Consider the following 15,415-nt stretch of genomic DNA (forward strand, 5'->3'; position numbering starts at 1 on the left):
CCGGCAACCCGGCGAGTGAGGGTTGGAGGACGACGACGACCCACGGCGGAGTCACGGAGTTCGACTATGGGAGTCCCCCGTCGAGCTGAAGCCACCCGCCTCGGTGCCTCTTCATCAACGGGAGGAAGAATGCGCGGTGCGGAAACCCTGAGGTACGGGCCGATCGAGGTCCCCGAGGACTTCCGATCACGGCCGGTCCTAGTGCTGGACGTCTGCGGGGTTCTGTTGGCGGAGCCGATGGCACCTCTCTTCCGAGTTGTCTCCCACGATGCCGGCACCTCTTCCGACCGAGTTGAGGCGATCTTCCACCACTCTTTCCGGGACTCGTTGTGGTCGGGGCACCTCGATGAGTCCGCGTTCTGGCCGGCGTTCGCAGCGGCGTGCGGCCTCGGGCAGCCGTCGTTAGTCTGGCGGTCGGTGCTGCGGTCGGCGATGACACCCTTACCGGCCGTTGCTCGCCTACGCGACTGGTCGACGGCGGCGCAGATCTGGCTGTTGTCTAACCACCGGCACGAATGGCTGGTGCCCGCGCTTCAGGCTGCTGATATGTACCGATTCGCCCATCGGATCTTCATCTCCAGCCAGACCGGGGCTGTCAAGCCGGGTCTCTCCGCGTACGTCCAGATTCTCGAGCAGGCATCACCCGGTGACTGCCTCCTGTACGTCGACGACAAGGAAGTCAACGTCGAGGCGTTCAAGAGTTTGGGGGTGGACAGCATCCAGGCCGACGAGTCCGGCTCCTGGGCAACCGTCGTCGATGGTTGGCTCGCCGCACAAACGCGGAGGGCGCGGTGAGCGGCCCATATCGTGATCTTGCGGTAGACGGTTTTCTCGATGGCGTCTCTCAACTCATCAACGCCCTGAGTGCGGCAACGGACAGCATCCCGTCTGGGGATCGGGCCTGGGTCTTCTACGGCAGCCGAGTCACCGGCATGGCAACCGCAGCCAGTGACTTTGATGTGATGATGCTCCACCGCAAGGACGAGGTCCCACCGCATCGCGTAGGCACCAGCTATCGCGATGCGCCGGTGACCGTCTACTCACTGCCCTGGTCGGCCCTGCGCCGCGACGGGCAGGATCGAGCGTACGGCGGCTACTTCTCACTGAAGCTGTTCAGCCCATTTATCTGCACGCCGGCCGACTGTGCCGCGGAGCTGTTGACGAGCGTGGCTCGGTTCCTGGCCCCACTGGCCGCCAACGTGGCGAGCAGGTTCGATTCGAGCAGCAGGACTCGTCACCAGATTCTCGCCGACTCCTACCTGGCGTTCCTCGACGTCTATCCAGACTTCGACAGCTATGTGGCCCGAATGCTGAAGGGGCCGGTGCTGGCGTCGCCGCTGTGGCGACGGCAGGCGCAGGTGATTGTAGACGCCTATCAGCAGGCGCAACTAATTGATAGCACGGCGGAGGGCCGCTACACCTACTCACAGCACGCGGCGTTCGAGGACCTCCGGCACGAGCGCGCCATCGTGGCGGCTCGGTTCTGGGCGTTCGGTGCGGTCTGCCACGGCAGCGACATCGGTTTTCCAGACCTCTACCGCGGGAAAGCGCGCCAGCGCGCGACAGTCGAGCAGCGGCAACGGGTATACGAGTCGCTGCAGCGGATCTCCCGTGGCCGGGCCAGCCGATGAGCGTGATGCTCGCCGAGTGGCACACTGCTCGTAATGCCCTGGTGGCCGACGAGCACGCCGACAGGGCAGGCCGCTTCGGGCTCCAGTTGCTCGCTACCGACTCCGGGGGCCTGCCTCCGGTGATCGGCAACCTAATGGGCCGGACCATCTGGGCCTGGCAGCCGGGGAGGTCAGTACTGGCCACAGCGGGTAGCGACCGAGCGGACGTACGCGTCGGAGTTGCCGGTAGACGGCTGCACCTCGGCCATCTCAGTCTCGCGCGGGACATAGCCTGGGTTCAGGAGAAGGGCCACTCCGTGACCTTCATCGGCCGCCAAGATCGCGCCACGGCCTCGACGGTGATTGTCGAGCGCTTGGCGGAACGGGTGAAGCAGTTTGGCGGACGGGCCCCCGGTCGCCTCATCGATCTTGACACGGCCGAGGTTCGGGCCTTCGAGGACGATGTGCTGTCCGGGCTGGCGTTGCGTCGGATGCGGCAGGTCTATGGCTGGTCCGATGACACCAGACTGAGTCTCCTGCGCGACGCGGTCACGATGATGAGCTTCTTCCTGTACGACCAGAGCGTGGGCGCGTCGGTTGCTCTGGTCGACGCCGGCCAGCTGACACATACGGCGCTGATGAGATCCGTGGCGGGCCGATTGGGGGCACCGACGCCGTACGTCGCCTATCGACGGTTGATTCCGAGCCTGCGGCGTTGTGGCGGCCGGGCCAGCATCCAGGATCCGGCTTCCACGATCCTTCTCGACGATCGTCCGGACACGGTCCGGGAGAAGTTTGTCGGGGCGGTGACCGGTGGCCGGGCTTGCGCCGAGGAGCAGCGGCGACACGGTGGTAATCCCGATGGCTGCCCGACCTTTGAGGTCATCGAGTTGTTGTCCACACCTGGGAGAGCGACCGCCGCGGCACGCCGATGCCGTGCCGGTGAGGTGCTGTGCAAGCAGTGCAAGATCGAGCACCTCGACGACGTGGTTGCCGGCGTGACCGGTGACGATCGACAGGCCTCGTTCGTACGCGTTGCCACAAGTCCCGCCGTACCGGCAGCGGTTGCCGGCGTCGCAACGCGCCTGTACCGACCACCGAGCCGGGAGTCGATTGACCTGGAGGCTGAGATCGCACGGTACGCCGGGGTTGCGCCGGAGCAGGTTGTCGTCGGCCACGGCACAACCGAGATTCTCGACTGGATCATGCGCGAGCAGGCATCAGCTAGTGCGGCGATGCTCGCGACCGCCCCCACCTTCGAGCTGTACGGGCAGCTCGCTGCCAGAAACGGCCTGCGCTACGAGGAGGTCGCATGGAACGGCGACACACTGTGTCACGACCTGGCGGCGTTGCGAGCCGCGCTGAAGGATGATCATGTCGCGGTGGTGGTGGATATCCCTCATACCGTCTCCGGCATTTCGGTACCGTTGTCCGACTTGCTGGCCGCGGTCGCGCCTCGACTGCCCGGCGGGGCGAAGCTGATCATTGACAACGTCTACGGTGAGTTCATGGCACAACCGCTCGCGCTGACGTCGCGACTTCTTGAGGAGCGCGACGAGCTGGTGGTGTGCAGGTCGCTGTCGAAGGCGCATTGTCTGCTTGGTGCCAGAGTCGGCTACGCGGTCACCAGCGCCACCTACGCCGGCAGACTGCGTCGACACCGTTTGCCCTATGCCGTCAGTGCGCTGGCCGCCACGGCGGCGCACGCGTCGCTGGTCGACGGCAACAACCTCCGGCGCACCATCGCGCTCAACCGGCGGGCGCATGGGACGCTCACCGCCGAACTCGATCGACTGCGCATCGAGTATGTCCAATCGGATGCGAACTTTCTCCTGATCGATCTCGGAGACCGGTGTGACCAGGTCCTTGCTCTGCTGCGGGCCTGTGGGCTGCGGTTCCGTGACGGCTCACGATGGCAACTTCCGACGATGATCCAGGTCCATCTCATCGACGAGGCGACCGTCGCCTCGTTGGTGCGCGCCCTGCGCGACCTTCGTTGACCCGTCACGCCGCGAAAGGCCCTCTTCGTCATGACCGCTCAGCGGATGCTCACCGGTGATCGTCCCACCGGAAAGCTGCACCTCGGACACTACGTCGGCAGCATTGCCAACCGGGTGAAGCTGCACCGGAAGTACGAGAGCTTCTTCATCATCGCCGACCTGCACATGCTCACCACCAAGAACACCCGCGACGACATCGCCGCAGCCACCCAGAACGCCCGGGACATGGTGGTCGACTGCCTGGCCGCCGGGATCGACCCCGATACCGCCACCTTCTACCTTCAGTCGGCGATCCAGGAGGTCGGAGACCTAAACACCCTCTTCCAGAACCTGGTCACGGTGCCGCGACTGGAGCGGGTGCCCTCGCTCAAAGACATGGCCCGGGACGCTGGCAAGGAAGAGATGCCGTACGGGCTGCTCGGCTATCCGGTATTGCAGGCCGCCGACATTCTCTGCGTCAAGGCCCACGTGGTGCCCGTCGGCAAGGACAACGCCGCCCACGTCGAGATCACCAGGGAGATCGCCCGCCGCTTCAACCACCTCTACGGTGAGGTCTTTCCCGTGCCGGAACTGGTCAGCGCCGAGACGCCCACCCTGGTCGGCACCGACGGCCGGGCCAAGATGAGCAAGAGCCTCGGCAACGCCATCGCGCTCTCCGAGACCCCGGCCGAGGTCCGCCGCAAGGTCATGGGCATGTACACCGACCCGAAGCGTATCCGGGCCGACGTCCCCGGCACGGTCGATGGCAACCCGGTGTTCCAGTACCACGACGTCTTCAACCCGAACCGGGCCGAGGTGGACGACCTCAAGAGCCGCTACCGCGAGGGCAAAGTCGGCGACGTCGAGGTCAAGGAGAAGCTCGCCACCGCACTCAACAGTTTCCTCGACCCCATGCGCGAGCGGCGGGCCCGCTACGAGGCCGACAAGGGGCTGGTCGACGAACTAATCGTGACTGGCACGGAACGCACCCGACGTGAGGTTCAGCAGACCGTGTTCGAAGCACGCAAGGCGATGGGCCTCACCGGCGTCTACACGCAACTGCGCCGCAAGGCCGAACGGTCCCGCAAGACCGCAGCCACCACCTCGTAGAACAGGACGCTCATGAGTCGCCACGACGCCGGCCGGCAGGTCGGCAGTCTCCTGCTGCGTACGATCAGATCGGGAACCTCGGGCGCCGAGGTGTTCCTCCTGCGGCAACCCGACGGCGCGACTGTCGCCACTAAGGTCACCCGCAACCCAAGGGTCAGCTCGGCTGTGCAGCTCCAGCGGCACGCCCTCATGGCGAAGCACTTCGACTCGCACACCCCGCCGGTGCTCGGCACCGCCACCGAGGCCGAGCTTGACATCATCGTCACGGCAGCACCCGCCCTGTGGAGCCTCGACGAGGCCATCGACCGTCACGGACCGACACCGGAGCTGTACGCGATCTGGCGGGACGTGGTGGTCGTGCTCGTCACGGTGTGGCAGTCAACCGCCCGGCCCGGTTTCGATCCCGCCCACGCCACCCGCAAGCATGATCTGCGGTGCAGGCGCGGCCTTCGAGGACTGGAGGAAGCGCTCACCACAGACCTCGGGCCACCGTCGCGGTGGTCGAGCCTCGTCATCAACGGAAGCAACGTGGGCTCGTGGACTCGGGCCTTCGAGCAGCTTCTCGGCGTCGGCAGACCCGACTTCCATGTCACCTGCCACGGCGACCCACACGCCGGCAACGTGCTGCTCGCCCCTGACGGGACCTGGCACCTGGTGGACTGGGAATGGTCCGGCGAGTACCACGACTGGCGCATGATGATCAGCCACCTGCTCGGCAGCTGGTATGTCCGCGACCTGCTGAACCACGCCTCCGGCGCGACCACAGCGACGCCCGCCGGGCTCGTGCTGAACTATGTCGCCGGTGCATCGCCCCAGCTGCGCCGTTTCCGGGATCCGGCGGCCGAAGCGTTCCTGAAAATGACGACGCCAGCCCGCGCAGCACAGGATCTCAGGGATGTGGCGCGGTACGTGGCACTACTTCTGCTCCGGGAGATTCCCCGAGCGGCGTTGGCCGGGCGACGACAACTCATCGCGCCGCTGCTCGGCGAATGCATTCAGCTCACCACCGACGAGCACGCCTCCCATCCGGCCATACGGCTACTCGCAACGCCTGCCGAGGTGACGGTCTGATGCGGCTCGGGCTGGCGTTGCCGCACTACCCGTTCTCCTTCCCGACACCGCAGACCTCCATCGCCCGACAGGCGCTCGAGTACGCCAACTTGGCCGAGGAAGCGGGGTTCCACCAAGTGTGGGTCTCGGACCACTTCTGGGTCGACGTCGCTGCGGCAGGTCGACCGGAGCAACAGCAGGAACCGGTGGAGTGTTGGACCCTTCTTGCCGCGATCGCTGCCACGACTACCCGCATCCGCATTGGCTCCTTGGCCACGCCCGTTGGCTTCAGAAACCCCAACCTCCTAGTGCGAATCGTGACGGCGGTGGAGGAACTCGCCGCCGGGCGACTCGACGTCGCGATGGGAGCCGGTTGGAACAAGTCGGAACACCAGGCAAACGGCCTTGACTTTCCGCCTGCGCGACAACGGTTGGCATCCCTCGCGGACACGGTCCAGCTTCTTCGACAGCAGGTGCCGGCTGTACCCGTCTGGGTAGCCGGCAAGCGCCCGAAACTACTTGAGATCGCCGCAACCGCCGACGGATGGAACACCGCCTGGGACAGCACAATGGCGGACTACCGGCACCGGGACGCCACGCTGCGGCAAGCCTGCCAGCATCAGGGTCGTGACCCTGCGGCTGTGCGACGGTCTCTGGGCCTGACAACGCTCATCGGCCACGACAACGATGACCTTGAGAGGCGATGGCGCAGTCTACAACGTTGGGCCCCCGGCAACGCACTGGCTGATGTCTCGCTCCGAAGCTGGGCGCAGTCCCGCCTGGTCGGTACACCGGTCGAGGTGGCCCAGCAACTCCGCCGATGGAACGAAGCGGGCGTCGAGCAGGTCATCTGCTCATTCGGCGTCCCATTCGCTGTGTACGACAATCAGCAGATCGAGCTCGCTGTCGACACGATGGCGATCTTGTCGAGGACGCATGGTCCGTAGTCGGGCCCGCCGCGAATCACTGATCACTGATCACTGTGCAACGTCTACGCCGCGGCCTGCCCTTCCACCACGAGGACGGAACACTCATGACACGGCTGTACGCCTCCGCTGGCTCGATCGTCGTCTGCGCGGACCTGCGACGTCCGCAGATGCTGCTGCTTGAGCAGATCCGCCCCACCGGCGAGCGCCAGGTGGTCGCCCCGAAAGGGCGCATCGAACCGGGCGAGTCACCGCTGATCGCCGCCGCCCGAGAAGTATCGGAAGAGGCCGGACTTCACGACATGCGCTACGTCGCCTACCTCGGACAGGAGGCATACCGCTTCACCGCCCACGACGGCACGCCAGCGCAGAAGACCATCGACTGGTTCCTGTTCGCCACCACCGACACAGCCGCCACTGCGCGGCAAACCGAAGGGTTCGTCGCCGCCCAATGGCACGACCTGCCCGACGCGCTGACCGCCGCGAGCCACGCCAGCTTCCACGAGTACGTCCGACGGGCGGACAAAATTATCGCCTGGCGCCGCAGCGGCCCGCTCGACTACAGCGACACCCTCAGCCAAGCGGTATGGGACTTCAGCCGCCGGGCCAACACTCTGCTGGCCGAGCGCCCCGGTGCCGGTGCCGCCCTCTGCGGCTCCGCCGCACGCGGAGACTTCATCGAAGGCTGGAGCGACCTCGATCTCATCGCCTGGGGACTCGAACCCGCATCCCCGTCCGCCCTCGCTCTGCGCCAGCTCGCCGAGGAGGTCAGCCACCGAACCGGCATCCGCACCTCACTCCACCTCGCCCACCCCGACGAAGACAGTGCCGATGGGCTCGATCGGCTGCACGCCATGAAGCTTCACGCTGTTCTGCGTCGAACCCACATCGATGTTCCGACCGTGGCCGCACCAGCGCACCGTCGCTGCCCGAAGTGCCCCGCAACCTGGCCGCCGATATCGGTCACCTCCGCGAGTTCGCTCACCAGCGCCAGGAGGCGCCTACCGCCGACACCGACCGTATCGATCGCGCCCGCCGCACCCTGGCAGCGTTGTCCAGCGCTGCCCGCCAAACCGTCCTCAGCCTCGACGCGAATGCATCGCTCCGCGTGCCTGACGTCGTGGCCATCCTCGACGGGCACTGGCCCGGCACTGAGGCCGCACGGATACTCAACGACTACGACGCCCACCGCCGTACCGGCGCGACCGACCTCGTCCGATCCGAGCAGCTCGCCAGCCAGGTGCCCCTAGCGCTGGAGGAACTACACCACCTCGCAGTCGCCCGTCACGGCCGCACCACGATCCAAGCCACCTGAGCAACGACGATGATCGTGTTCCTCGATGGTCCCGACGGCAGCGGCAAATCCACCCTCATCGCGCGCCTCGACTCGGCCCTGGTCACACACGAACGCACCGTCACGCACGCGCCGCCGCTGTGGACCTACCTGGACGAGTTGTCCGCACCGGAGGACTTCGGCCCCTGGGTACAGACAACACCGGGCATCCAGATTGTCAAGCCCCGGCTTTGGTGGAGAGTTGGTTAGCTGGTTTTCAGGGGTGCGCTGACCGGGAGGGTCATCGCGTGTAGTGCTTCGTGCTCAGCCGGTGGGACGTGTCCGAGTTCGCCGTGTAGTCGGCGGTTGTTGTACCAGTCGGTGTACTCGACGGTGGCCATCTCCAGGTTGTTCCGCACCGACGATGGTGGCCAGGCACCGGTCAACCAACAGGCACTGTCCGAACTCCTCGCCGTGGCCGCACCACAACTGCGCCTGACGCTGGTCAACGCCTGCTGGGGAGCGAGCCTGGCACAACTACTGGCCGACACCACAGGCTGCGCCATCGGCAGCACCACGATCATCGACGACGAAACCGCCCGACGGTTCAGCCACGAGTTCTACCGCGCGACAGGAACGGCTTCTCCGCAGGAGACTCATTCCGGATCACCCGCCTCGCCCTGGCCACCTACGACCTACCCGATCAACATGCGCTGGACATCTTCGAAAAAACCGACGGCACGGCCGACCGGATCTTCGTCATCCCCGGCACCCTCCTACCGGCACCACCACGTGACGCCGCGGCCAAGCCCTCGCCCCTGACCACACCGGCCTCCCGCCGGAAATACCGCGCGTTGATCACGGCGACGCCCGCGACGAAGAGGAAGCACGCTCAATGATGGCCGGCTTCACGGTGGAGATGATGACGTTCACCGACGACCGCCAGCTCTGATGGGCCGCCGCGCGGCGCGAACACGCCCAAAACTTCAATCGCCGGATCTCATCACCCGATCGATCGCAGGACTGTCGCCGCCGGAAGGATCTCTGATGCAGGAGGTAGGGCAGACCAACCGCCTCGTTGATCTGTCGAGGGACCTCCCGTGCCCGACTTCGGTCGGACACTCTGCCCACACGTGACGAGACCGGCCATCACCGTCACCGTCACCGTTCCGTCTTCAACAAGCGGGTATCTGGCTTGCCGCGCCGCCAGCTCAGCCGAGCCGGAATCAGATACACAGACCGCGCGAGGGTCACCCACCGACCCTCGCCACCGGGCCGACGGCGTGCCGAAGACACGGCGACACCGACCAGGTCAACGCCGATCGACGTTCCGCAACGACCCCCACCGCCAAGATCCGCATGAACTACCACAGTGGACATCCGTCAGCTGTCGGCCGACGCGCACCGAACCCATGATCCAGACCAGACGGCACGCAAACGCACTGGTCAGCACCCACGCGCACGAAACCCCACCCGAACAGCACAGTGACGCTCGAGCACCAACGGAGCACCAACCTCCCACATGGTGGAAGATCACGGCACATGCTGGGAAAAAGTCAAGGCCGCGACCGGCGTTTCCGCTGGTCACGGCCTTGATCGCGTGGCGCGCCCGAAGGGACTCGAACCCCTAACCTTCTGATCCGTAGTCAGATGCTCTATCCGTTGAGCTACGGGCGCTGGTGCTCGGCCAGTCTACACACCCGGCCTTGCGCGGAGACTCCGGGATTCGAACCCGGGAGGGGCTTTAAGACCCCAACCGCATTAGCAGTGCGGCGCCATAGACCAGACTAGGCGAAGTCTCCCAGGTGGCCCTGCAGACCACCGCGCCCGAGGATACAGGTCCGGCCCGGCCCGGGGCAAAGCGACTACCTGCCGCCGTCCCCGGGGCCGCCCTTCAACCGCTGTGCGCGGCTCGGTTCGGGACTACGCTCCATCGACATGCAGGAGCAGCCGCCCCGCGAGCAGGACCGCCCCGAACCCGCTGAGGGGGCACCTCGGCGCTCCCCGAAGGCGACCTTCAGGCCGCCCCCGGCACCCCCCGTTCCCGCCCCTGAACAGCGGGACGAAGCACCCTCGGCACCCCCTCGGCGCACGAAGGCCGCGCCCGGAGTGCTGTTCCAGCCACCCACCGCGGAGCAACCGCTGCCGCGCCCGACCCGGCCCGGGTCGTCCGCACCCCCACCGCCGTTCGTCCCGACGCCCGGCCGGATCGATGAGACCGGGATCACCGGCTCGACGTCCCGACCGAGGGCGCCCCGGCAGGCTGGCGGGTCACGCGACGAGGCCCCGCCGACGCCTCCGGCAACAGAACAGGCGTCCCCGGCCGCACAGCAGGAGCCCTCAGCCGCAAGGCAGGCTCCGGCAGCCGCGAAGAAGGCCACCGCGAAGCAGCGCACCCCGAAGAAGGCCACGCCCGCGAAGAGATCCGCACTCCCGAAGGCCACGACGGCCGACGCCACCGGACCGGACCGGGCTGCCTCCCCGGAGGCAGCCACCGACCCGCAACCAGTAGCGGCCACGGATCCCAAGCCGAAGGCAGCCGCCGCCCCACAGACCCCAGCGACCGCCGACCCGCAACCGGATATAGCCGCCGATTCACAGCCACTCCCAGCCGCTGGCCCGCAAGCACTAACGACTGCCGAGCCGCAACCGCTGGCGCCCGAGGCGACATCGGCACCTGAGGTCGTACTCCCGCAGGCCGCGAAAGCGGCTAAACCACGCGCGACCAGGGCGCCCGCGCGTAAGGCGACTGCCGGCGAGACCTCGGCCGATCCGAAACCGCGCGGAGCGAAGAAGGCGACAGCGGCACGCAAGGCTCCACCGGCTGCGGTCCGCACCGCCGACCCGGAGACCACCGACACGGCGGGGGCCGGCGCGGCGCTGATCGACGGCCAGCCGGCTGCGGAGGGTACGCCGGAGCTGCGGGCGTGGCTGGCGCGGGTCCTCGACCGACCGGGGTACGCGCCGGAGTTGTTGGCGCTGACGGCTGTCGAGGTGCTCGGACCTCGCGCCGCCGAGTGGGCGGGGCGGCTGCGGGAGTCGTACCCGCAGGCCAGCCCGGAGGGTCTGGCCCGGCTGGCCGGTCAGCGGTTCCTCCGGCAGGCGACGGTCGGTGGGGCGGGTGCCGCGCTGGCCGGGGTGTTCGCCCCGGTGGCCGAGTTGGCCGTGGTGCTCTGGTCGCAGGCCAACCTGGTGCTGCACCTGGCGGCGGCGTACGACCGGGATCCGGCCCATCCGGATCGGGCGGCGGAGCTTCTGGTGCTGACCCTGGTGCATCCGGACCTGGAGACCGCCCGGTCAGCGCTGGCCGAGGCCCGGGCGGCGGAGGAGTCCGGATCCCGGCCGGTCGAGGCGGTCGGTCGCCTGGCCGGTCCCCTGACCGCCCAGGCGGGTGGCCGGCTGGCCCTGCGCCTGGCCTCCCGCCTCATTCCCGGCGCCGCCCCACTGGCCGCCGCCGCCGGCAACTCCGCCGCCCTCCAACGCCTGACCGCCCGCGCCCTGGCCACCTTCCGCCCACCCCGAAGCCAAAGTTGATCAAGAGGTTTGCGTCGCGGCGAGCCCGGCAGACGCAAACCTCTTGATCAACCCTGAAGTGGGGGTCAGAGCCAGGTCAGCCAGGAGTCTGGGACGAGGGTGTAGCCGACGAAGGCGACGATGTCCAGCAGGGCGTGGGCGATGATCAGGGGCATCACCCGGCGGGTGCGTAGGTAGAACCAGCTGAAGACGACACCCATCACGGCGTTGCCGATGAAGGCGCCGAAGCCCTGGTAGAGGTGGTAGGAGGCGCGGAGCAGGGCGCTGGTCGCGATGATCGCGCCGACCCGCCACTGGAGTTGCCGCAGCCGGGTCATCAGATAGCCGACCACGATCACCTCCTCCAGGATGGAGTTCTGGAAGGCGGCCAGGATCAGCACCGGCACGGCCCACCAGAGGTCGGGCAGGGCAGCCGGGACCAGGGTGGCGTTGATACCCAGCTGCGCCGCCGCCCAGAACAGGGCCAGGCCGGGTAGCCCGATCAGCGCCGCCAGCCCGGCACCCTGGGCCAGGTCCGGACCGGGTCGTCGAAAGTCCACCCCGAGGGTCCGCACCGGGTCGCCGGGGTCCCGCGCCAGCAGGTGTACGGCGAGCAGCACCGGCAGCAGGGCGAAGGCGATGCCGAGCAGCTGGTACGTGAGGTCGAGGTACGGCCGGGCGGAGGCGGAGGTGTTCAAGGCGGCGGTCTGCCGGGACAGCCCACCCTCGGCGGTCAGCTTCGCGATGATCGACACCGTCGCGTAGACGGCCGACTGGCCGAGGGAGAGGCCCAGCACCAGCAGCGTCTCGGTGCCGAGCATCCGGCGGGAAACCGGTCGGGTGAGCTCAACGGTCACCGCTTCACTCTGCCCGACCGGCCACCGGGGTGGCATCCGGGTGCCGATGAGTCGGCCTCATGATGCGATCGCACACTCTGTGCGACCACCACGCACGCTCCGTGGACATTCTATGAGGGCCCGAACCGCCGTCAGAGAAGGAGCGCCCCCGGTGGACAACTTCGCGCGGCTGCTGAAGGAGAGCTGGGCCCTTGTCGAGGCCGACCGGGTCCAACTGAGCGAGTACTTCTACGCCCGGCTCTTCCTCCTCGACCCGGACCTGCGCCCACTTTTCCCGGTGCAGATGGCCGGGCAGGGCGACCGGCTGCTGGAAGCGATCATCGCGGCGATCCACACGGTGGACGACCCGGAGGGCTTCGACGAGTTCCTCCGCGCGCTGGGTCGGGACCACCGCAAGTACCACGTCGAGGCGGCGAACTACGACACCATGGGCGTGGCCCTGCTGGACGCCCTGCGCAGCACCGCCGGGGACGGCTGGAATCTGGAGTACGACCAGGCCTGGCGGGACGCGTACGCGGCGATCAGCGAGAAGATGCTGGCCGGGGCGGCCTCGGACGCCAACCCGCCGTTCTGGCACGCCGAGGTGCTCACCCATGAGCGGTACGGTCCGGACACCGCCGTGTTCACCTGCCGGGCACTGCAACATCCGCTGGTCTGGAAGGCGGGTCAGTACGTCAGCATCGAGGCACCCCGCTACCACCCCCGGGTGTGGCGGACCTACTCGGTGGCGAACGCCCCGAACGACGACAACGTGCTGGAGTTCCACGTCCGTACCCCCGAGGGGGCCGGCTGGGTCTCCGGGGCCCTGGTCCGCCGGGTGAAGCCGGGGGATCTGCTGCGGGTGGCCGCCCCGATGGGTTCGATGACCCTGGACCCCGCCTCGGATCGGGACGTGCTCTGTGTCGCCGGTGGGGTGGGGCTGGCCCCGATCAAGGCCCTGGTCGAGGAGCTGACCAGCGTCAACCGGACCCGCTGGGTGCATGTCTTCTACGGCGCGCGTACCGCGCCCGACCTCTACGGGCTGGACGGGTTGCGCGAACTGGTGGGTGCCCACCCCTGGTTGTCGGTCACCGCAGCCTGTAGCGACGATCCGGACTTCGACGGGGAGCACGGCGACATCTCCGAGGTGGTGGCCCGCTACGGCCCCTGGACGAACCACGACTGCTACATCTCCGGCTCGGCCGCCATGGTGCGGTCGACCCTGCGGGTCCTCGCCGCCGACGACGTCCCGCCGCAGCACACCCGGTACGACACCTTCGGCAACCTGTAGAGCTTTCCTCCCCCCGCACCGGGGCGCGTGCCCCTGCCCCCTGGGGCACGCGCCCCGGTCCCCCGATCGGGCGGACCGGCACCGCCCGCACGACCACGCCTGGCCGGCGTCGTTCCCACCCGGACCAGGCGTGGTCGTGCAGCAACAAACGCCACCCTGGCCGGCGTCGTTCCCACCCGGACCAGGCGTGGTCGGGCAGAGACCTGATCAGTAGCGCCAGGGGTGGCCGCTGTCGCGGTACTCCTCGATCGGCACCAGCGGCACTCCGGGGGCCATCCGGTCGACGTACAGCCGGCCCTCCAGGTGGTCGATCTCGTGTGCCACCAGACGGGCCATGCCGAACTCGAACGAGGTGATCACCCGGCTGCCGTCGAGTTGGGCGTGTTCCACGTCCATCCGGAGCGGCCGGGGCACCAACCCCCGATGGTCGAAGAAGGAGAGGCACCCCTCGTACTGTTCGTCGGTGTCGGGTGCCGAGTCGACCACCCGGGGGTTGAGCAGCACCAGGGGTTCGGCGGTCCGGTCGGATGGGCGGATCACCGCCACGGCCCGGTCGATGTCCAGTTGCGGGGCGGCGATGCCCACCCCCTTGGCGAAGGGGTGCAGTTCGTCCAGGCGGGCCAGGGCGTCGATCAGGCGGTCGACGACCTCCTGGGCGGCCTGTCGCTCGCGGGGCAGGTCGAACGGGCGGGCCGGCTGGCGCAGCAGGTCAGTGCCGCGTTGCAGGATGCCCAGTCGGCGCATCCGCTCGGAGGGTCGCATCCGTTCCCCCTCCGGCTCGGCGTCGGGCTGGGCGCGGAAGCGCCACTGAAGTCGGTACCGGGCGTTCAGGGGTGGGTCGTCGGTCGCCCACTCGAAGATCGCCCGGTCGCCCTCCGCCCGCCGGACGACCGCCCGGCGCAGGGGGCCTTCCTCCGCCGACAGCGAGGTCTCCACGCCCCAGACCTGCGGGTCCAGTTCAGCGGGCAGATCCAGGCGTACGGCGAGGTGCCGGGTCGGTACGCGGACCGCACGTTGGAACCACGGCCCCCACTTGTCCCGCCCGACGGTGTACGTGTACTCGATGGTGGCGCGGTGCCCGGGGTAGAGGGGGAACCGTCGTTCACCGTTCTCGAAGAGCAGCCAGATCTCCTTGAAGGCGTCCCGGTCGTACTTGGCCCGCCAGTGCATGGCCTCGCGTTCACCGGACTCCTCACGGTGGGCCCGCAGGCCGAGTTCGGCGAAGGTCAGTGGGCGTTGCCGGTGGTGCCGGTTGGAGCGGCCAGGGTCGTTGGGGTAGCGGTCCACGGCGACCCGTACCAGGTAGCGGGTGACCGGCTCGGTGCCGGCGTTGTACAGCTCCCGGCGGATCAGGCAGCGGTATCCGTCCTCGCGGTAAGTGAGGATGCTCAACTCGTTCTCGACGATCAGCCCGGTGCCGGGCGGAATCCACCGGCCGATCGAGTCGGGCTCCCGGGGGTCACGCTCCGCGCGGGTGTGGCGCAGGTGGTCGTACTCCCGGAAGCGTTGCCAGATGGCGCCGCTGGCGTCCAGGACGGCCTCCGCCCGCCGGGCGAAGTCCTCGGTGGGTCGATGTCGCCGTCCCTCTACATGGCTCACGTACGACGGGTCGAAACCCATCAGGGTGGCCAGCTGTTTCTTGGACAGCCCTCGCTCGGTGCGGTGGCGGGCGAGTTCGGCGGCGAAGGAGTCGGCAGCCCGATCGAGCGGTGAGATCGTCATCAGCTTCCTCGTGGCCGGGAGTACTAGGTTTCACGTTTAGTGGCGAGACGTGTACAGGACTGGCATCTTCTCGACAGGAGGCTTGACTGCTGGGCGATTTACACC

Annotated in this window: 13 protein-coding genes, 2 tRNA genes and 1 pseudogene; 11 read left to right on the forward strand and 5 right to left on the reverse strand. The window is 68.0% G+C overall.

Annotated features, from left to right (window positions below):
- Positions 1-129 precede the first annotated feature (129 nt).
- The 8 genes from ABZ795_RS14640 (at position 130) to ABZ795_RS14675 (ending at position 8,218) form a co-directional block, all read left to right on the forward strand.
- Positions 130-795 (forward strand): hypothetical protein, encoded by a 666-nt coding sequence (locus ABZ795_RS14640; protein ID WP_357530683.1) that lies wholly within the window; start codon positions 130-132, stop codon positions 793-795.
- Complete coding sequence (locus ABZ795_RS14645) at positions 792-1,631, forward strand: hypothetical protein (RefSeq protein WP_357530684.1); 840 nt, start codon at positions 792-794, stop codon at positions 1,629-1,631. Before ABZ795_RS14640 ends, ABZ795_RS14645 begins: the two co-directional genes overlap by 4 nt.
- Positions 1,632-2,248: 617 nt before the next feature.
- Positions 2,249-3,610 (forward strand): aminotransferase class I/II-fold pyridoxal phosphate-dependent enzyme, encoded by a 1,362-nt coding sequence (locus ABZ795_RS14650; protein WP_357530754.1) that lies wholly within the window; start codon positions 2,249-2,251, stop codon positions 3,608-3,610.
- Between the two features lie 30 nt (positions 3,611-3,640).
- Positions 3,641-4,699: a tryptophan--tRNA ligase gene (gene trpS, locus ABZ795_RS14655; protein WP_357530685.1), complete on the forward strand. Its 1,059-nt coding sequence runs from the start codon at positions 3,641-3,643 to the stop codon at positions 4,697-4,699.
- 12 nt (positions 4,700-4,711) lie between these two features.
- The gene (locus ABZ795_RS14660; RefSeq protein ID WP_357530686.1) at positions 4,712-5,770 is read left to right on the forward strand and encodes a phosphotransferase; all 1,059 of its coding nucleotides are present in this window, start codon (positions 4,712-4,714) and stop codon (positions 5,768-5,770) included.
- A complete protein-coding gene (locus ABZ795_RS14665; protein ID WP_357530687.1) occupies positions 5,770-6,696 on the forward strand; it encodes an LLM class flavin-dependent oxidoreductase in 927 nt (308 codons plus the stop codon). Before ABZ795_RS14660 ends, ABZ795_RS14665 begins: the two co-directional genes overlap by 1 nt.
- An 86-nt stretch (positions 6,697-6,782) precedes the next feature.
- Positions 6,783-7,925, forward strand: a complete 1,143-nt coding sequence (locus tag ABZ795_RS14670) for an NUDIX domain-containing protein (protein WP_357530688.1) — start codon at positions 6,783-6,785, stop codon at positions 7,923-7,925.
- Between the two features lie 74 nt (positions 7,926-7,999).
- A complete protein-coding gene (locus tag ABZ795_RS14675) occupies positions 8,000-8,218 on the forward strand; it encodes a hypothetical protein (protein WP_357530689.1) in 219 nt (72 codons plus the stop codon).
- On the opposite strand, the pseudogene ABZ795_RS14680 reads toward ABZ795_RS14675, so the two are convergent.
- Positions 8,215-8,355, reverse strand: a pseudogene (locus tag ABZ795_RS14680) (IS3 family transposase); the annotation flags it as partial. The gene ABZ795_RS14675 and the pseudogene ABZ795_RS14680 overlap by 4 nt on opposite strands.
- 1 nt (position 8,356) lies before the next feature.
- On the opposite strand from ABZ795_RS14680, the gene ABZ795_RS14685 reads away from it, so the two are divergent.
- Positions 8,357-8,770 carry a hypothetical protein gene (locus ABZ795_RS14685; RefSeq protein WP_357530690.1) on the forward strand — a complete coding sequence of 138 codons (414 nt, stop codon included), beginning with the start codon at positions 8,357-8,359 and terminating at the stop codon, positions 8,768-8,770.
- A gap of 779 nt (positions 8,771-9,549) precedes the next feature.
- On the opposite strand, the gene ABZ795_RS14690 is transcribed toward ABZ795_RS14685, so the two are convergent.
- Together ABZ795_RS14690 and ABZ795_RS14695 are read right to left on the reverse strand one after the other, a co-directional pair.
- A tRNA-Arg gene (locus ABZ795_RS14690) sits at positions 9,550-9,625 on the reverse strand.
- Between the two features lie 34 nt (positions 9,626-9,659).
- Positions 9,660-9,750: transfer RNA gene (locus ABZ795_RS14695), tRNA-Ser, on the reverse strand.
- Positions 9,751-10,942: 1,192 nt separating this feature from the next.
- Between ABZ795_RS14695 and ABZ795_RS14700 the strand changes: the two genes are divergently transcribed.
- On the forward strand, positions 10,943-11,482 hold the full coding sequence (locus ABZ795_RS14700) for a hypothetical protein (protein ID WP_357530691.1): 540 nt from the start codon (positions 10,943-10,945) through the stop codon (positions 11,480-11,482).
- A gap of 65 nt (positions 11,483-11,547) precedes the next feature.
- Here the strand turns inward: ABZ795_RS14700 and ABZ795_RS14705 are convergent, their stop codons facing one another.
- Complete coding sequence (locus ABZ795_RS14705) at positions 11,548-12,318, reverse strand: CPBP family intramembrane glutamic endopeptidase (protein WP_357530692.1); 771 nt, start codon at positions 12,316-12,318, stop codon at positions 11,548-11,550.
- A gap of 151 nt (positions 12,319-12,469) precedes the next feature.
- On the opposite strand from ABZ795_RS14705, the gene ABZ795_RS14710 reads away from it, so the two are divergent.
- Positions 12,470-13,588 carry a globin domain-containing protein gene (locus ABZ795_RS14710; protein ID WP_357530693.1) on the forward strand — a complete coding sequence of 373 codons (1,119 nt, stop codon included), beginning with the start codon at positions 12,470-12,472 and terminating at the stop codon, positions 13,586-13,588.
- A 207-nt stretch (positions 13,589-13,795) separates the two neighbouring features.
- Here ABZ795_RS14710 and ABZ795_RS14715 read toward each other — a convergent pair whose 3' ends face one another.
- Complete coding sequence (locus ABZ795_RS14715; protein WP_357530694.1) at positions 13,796-15,310, reverse strand: peptide deformylase; 1,515 nt, start codon at positions 15,308-15,310, stop codon at positions 13,796-13,798.
- Between the last annotated feature and the right edge of the window lie 105 nt (positions 15,311-15,415).

The organism is Micromonospora sp. NPDC047134, assembly GCF_040643455.1.
Taxonomy (GTDB): Bacteria; Actinomycetota; Actinomycetes; order Mycobacteriales; family Micromonosporaceae; genus Micromonospora.

Excerpts from the sequence above, each read along its gene's own strand:
- ABZ795_RS14640 (WP_357530683.1), top strand. The coding sequence starts at position 130 with ATGCGCGGTGCGGAAACCCTGAGGTACGGGCCGATCGAGGTCCCCGAG.
- ABZ795_RS14650 (WP_357530754.1), top strand. The coding sequence starts at position 2,249 with ATGAGATCCGTGGCGGGCCGATTGGGGGCACCGACGCCGTACGTCGCC.
- trpS (WP_357530685.1), top strand. The coding sequence starts at position 3,641 with ATGACCGCTCAGCGGATGCTCACCGGTGATCGTCCCACCGGAAAGCTG.
- ABZ795_RS14660 (WP_357530686.1), top strand. The coding sequence starts at position 4,712 with ATGAGTCGCCACGACGCCGGCCGGCAGGTCGGCAGTCTCCTGCTGCGT.
- ABZ795_RS14665 (WP_357530687.1), top strand. The coding sequence starts at position 5,770 with ATGCGGCTCGGGCTGGCGTTGCCGCACTACCCGTTCTCCTTCCCGACA.
- ABZ795_RS14670 (WP_357530688.1), top strand. The coding sequence starts at position 6,783 with ATGACACGGCTGTACGCCTCCGCTGGCTCGATCGTCGTCTGCGCGGAC.
- ABZ795_RS14675 (WP_357530689.1), top strand. The coding sequence starts at position 8,000 with ATGATCGTGTTCCTCGATGGTCCCGACGGCAGCGGCAAATCCACCCTC.
- ABZ795_RS14715 (WP_357530694.1), bottom strand. The coding sequence starts at position 15,310 with ATGACGATCTCACCGCTCGATCGGGCTGCCGACTCCTTCGCCGCCGAA.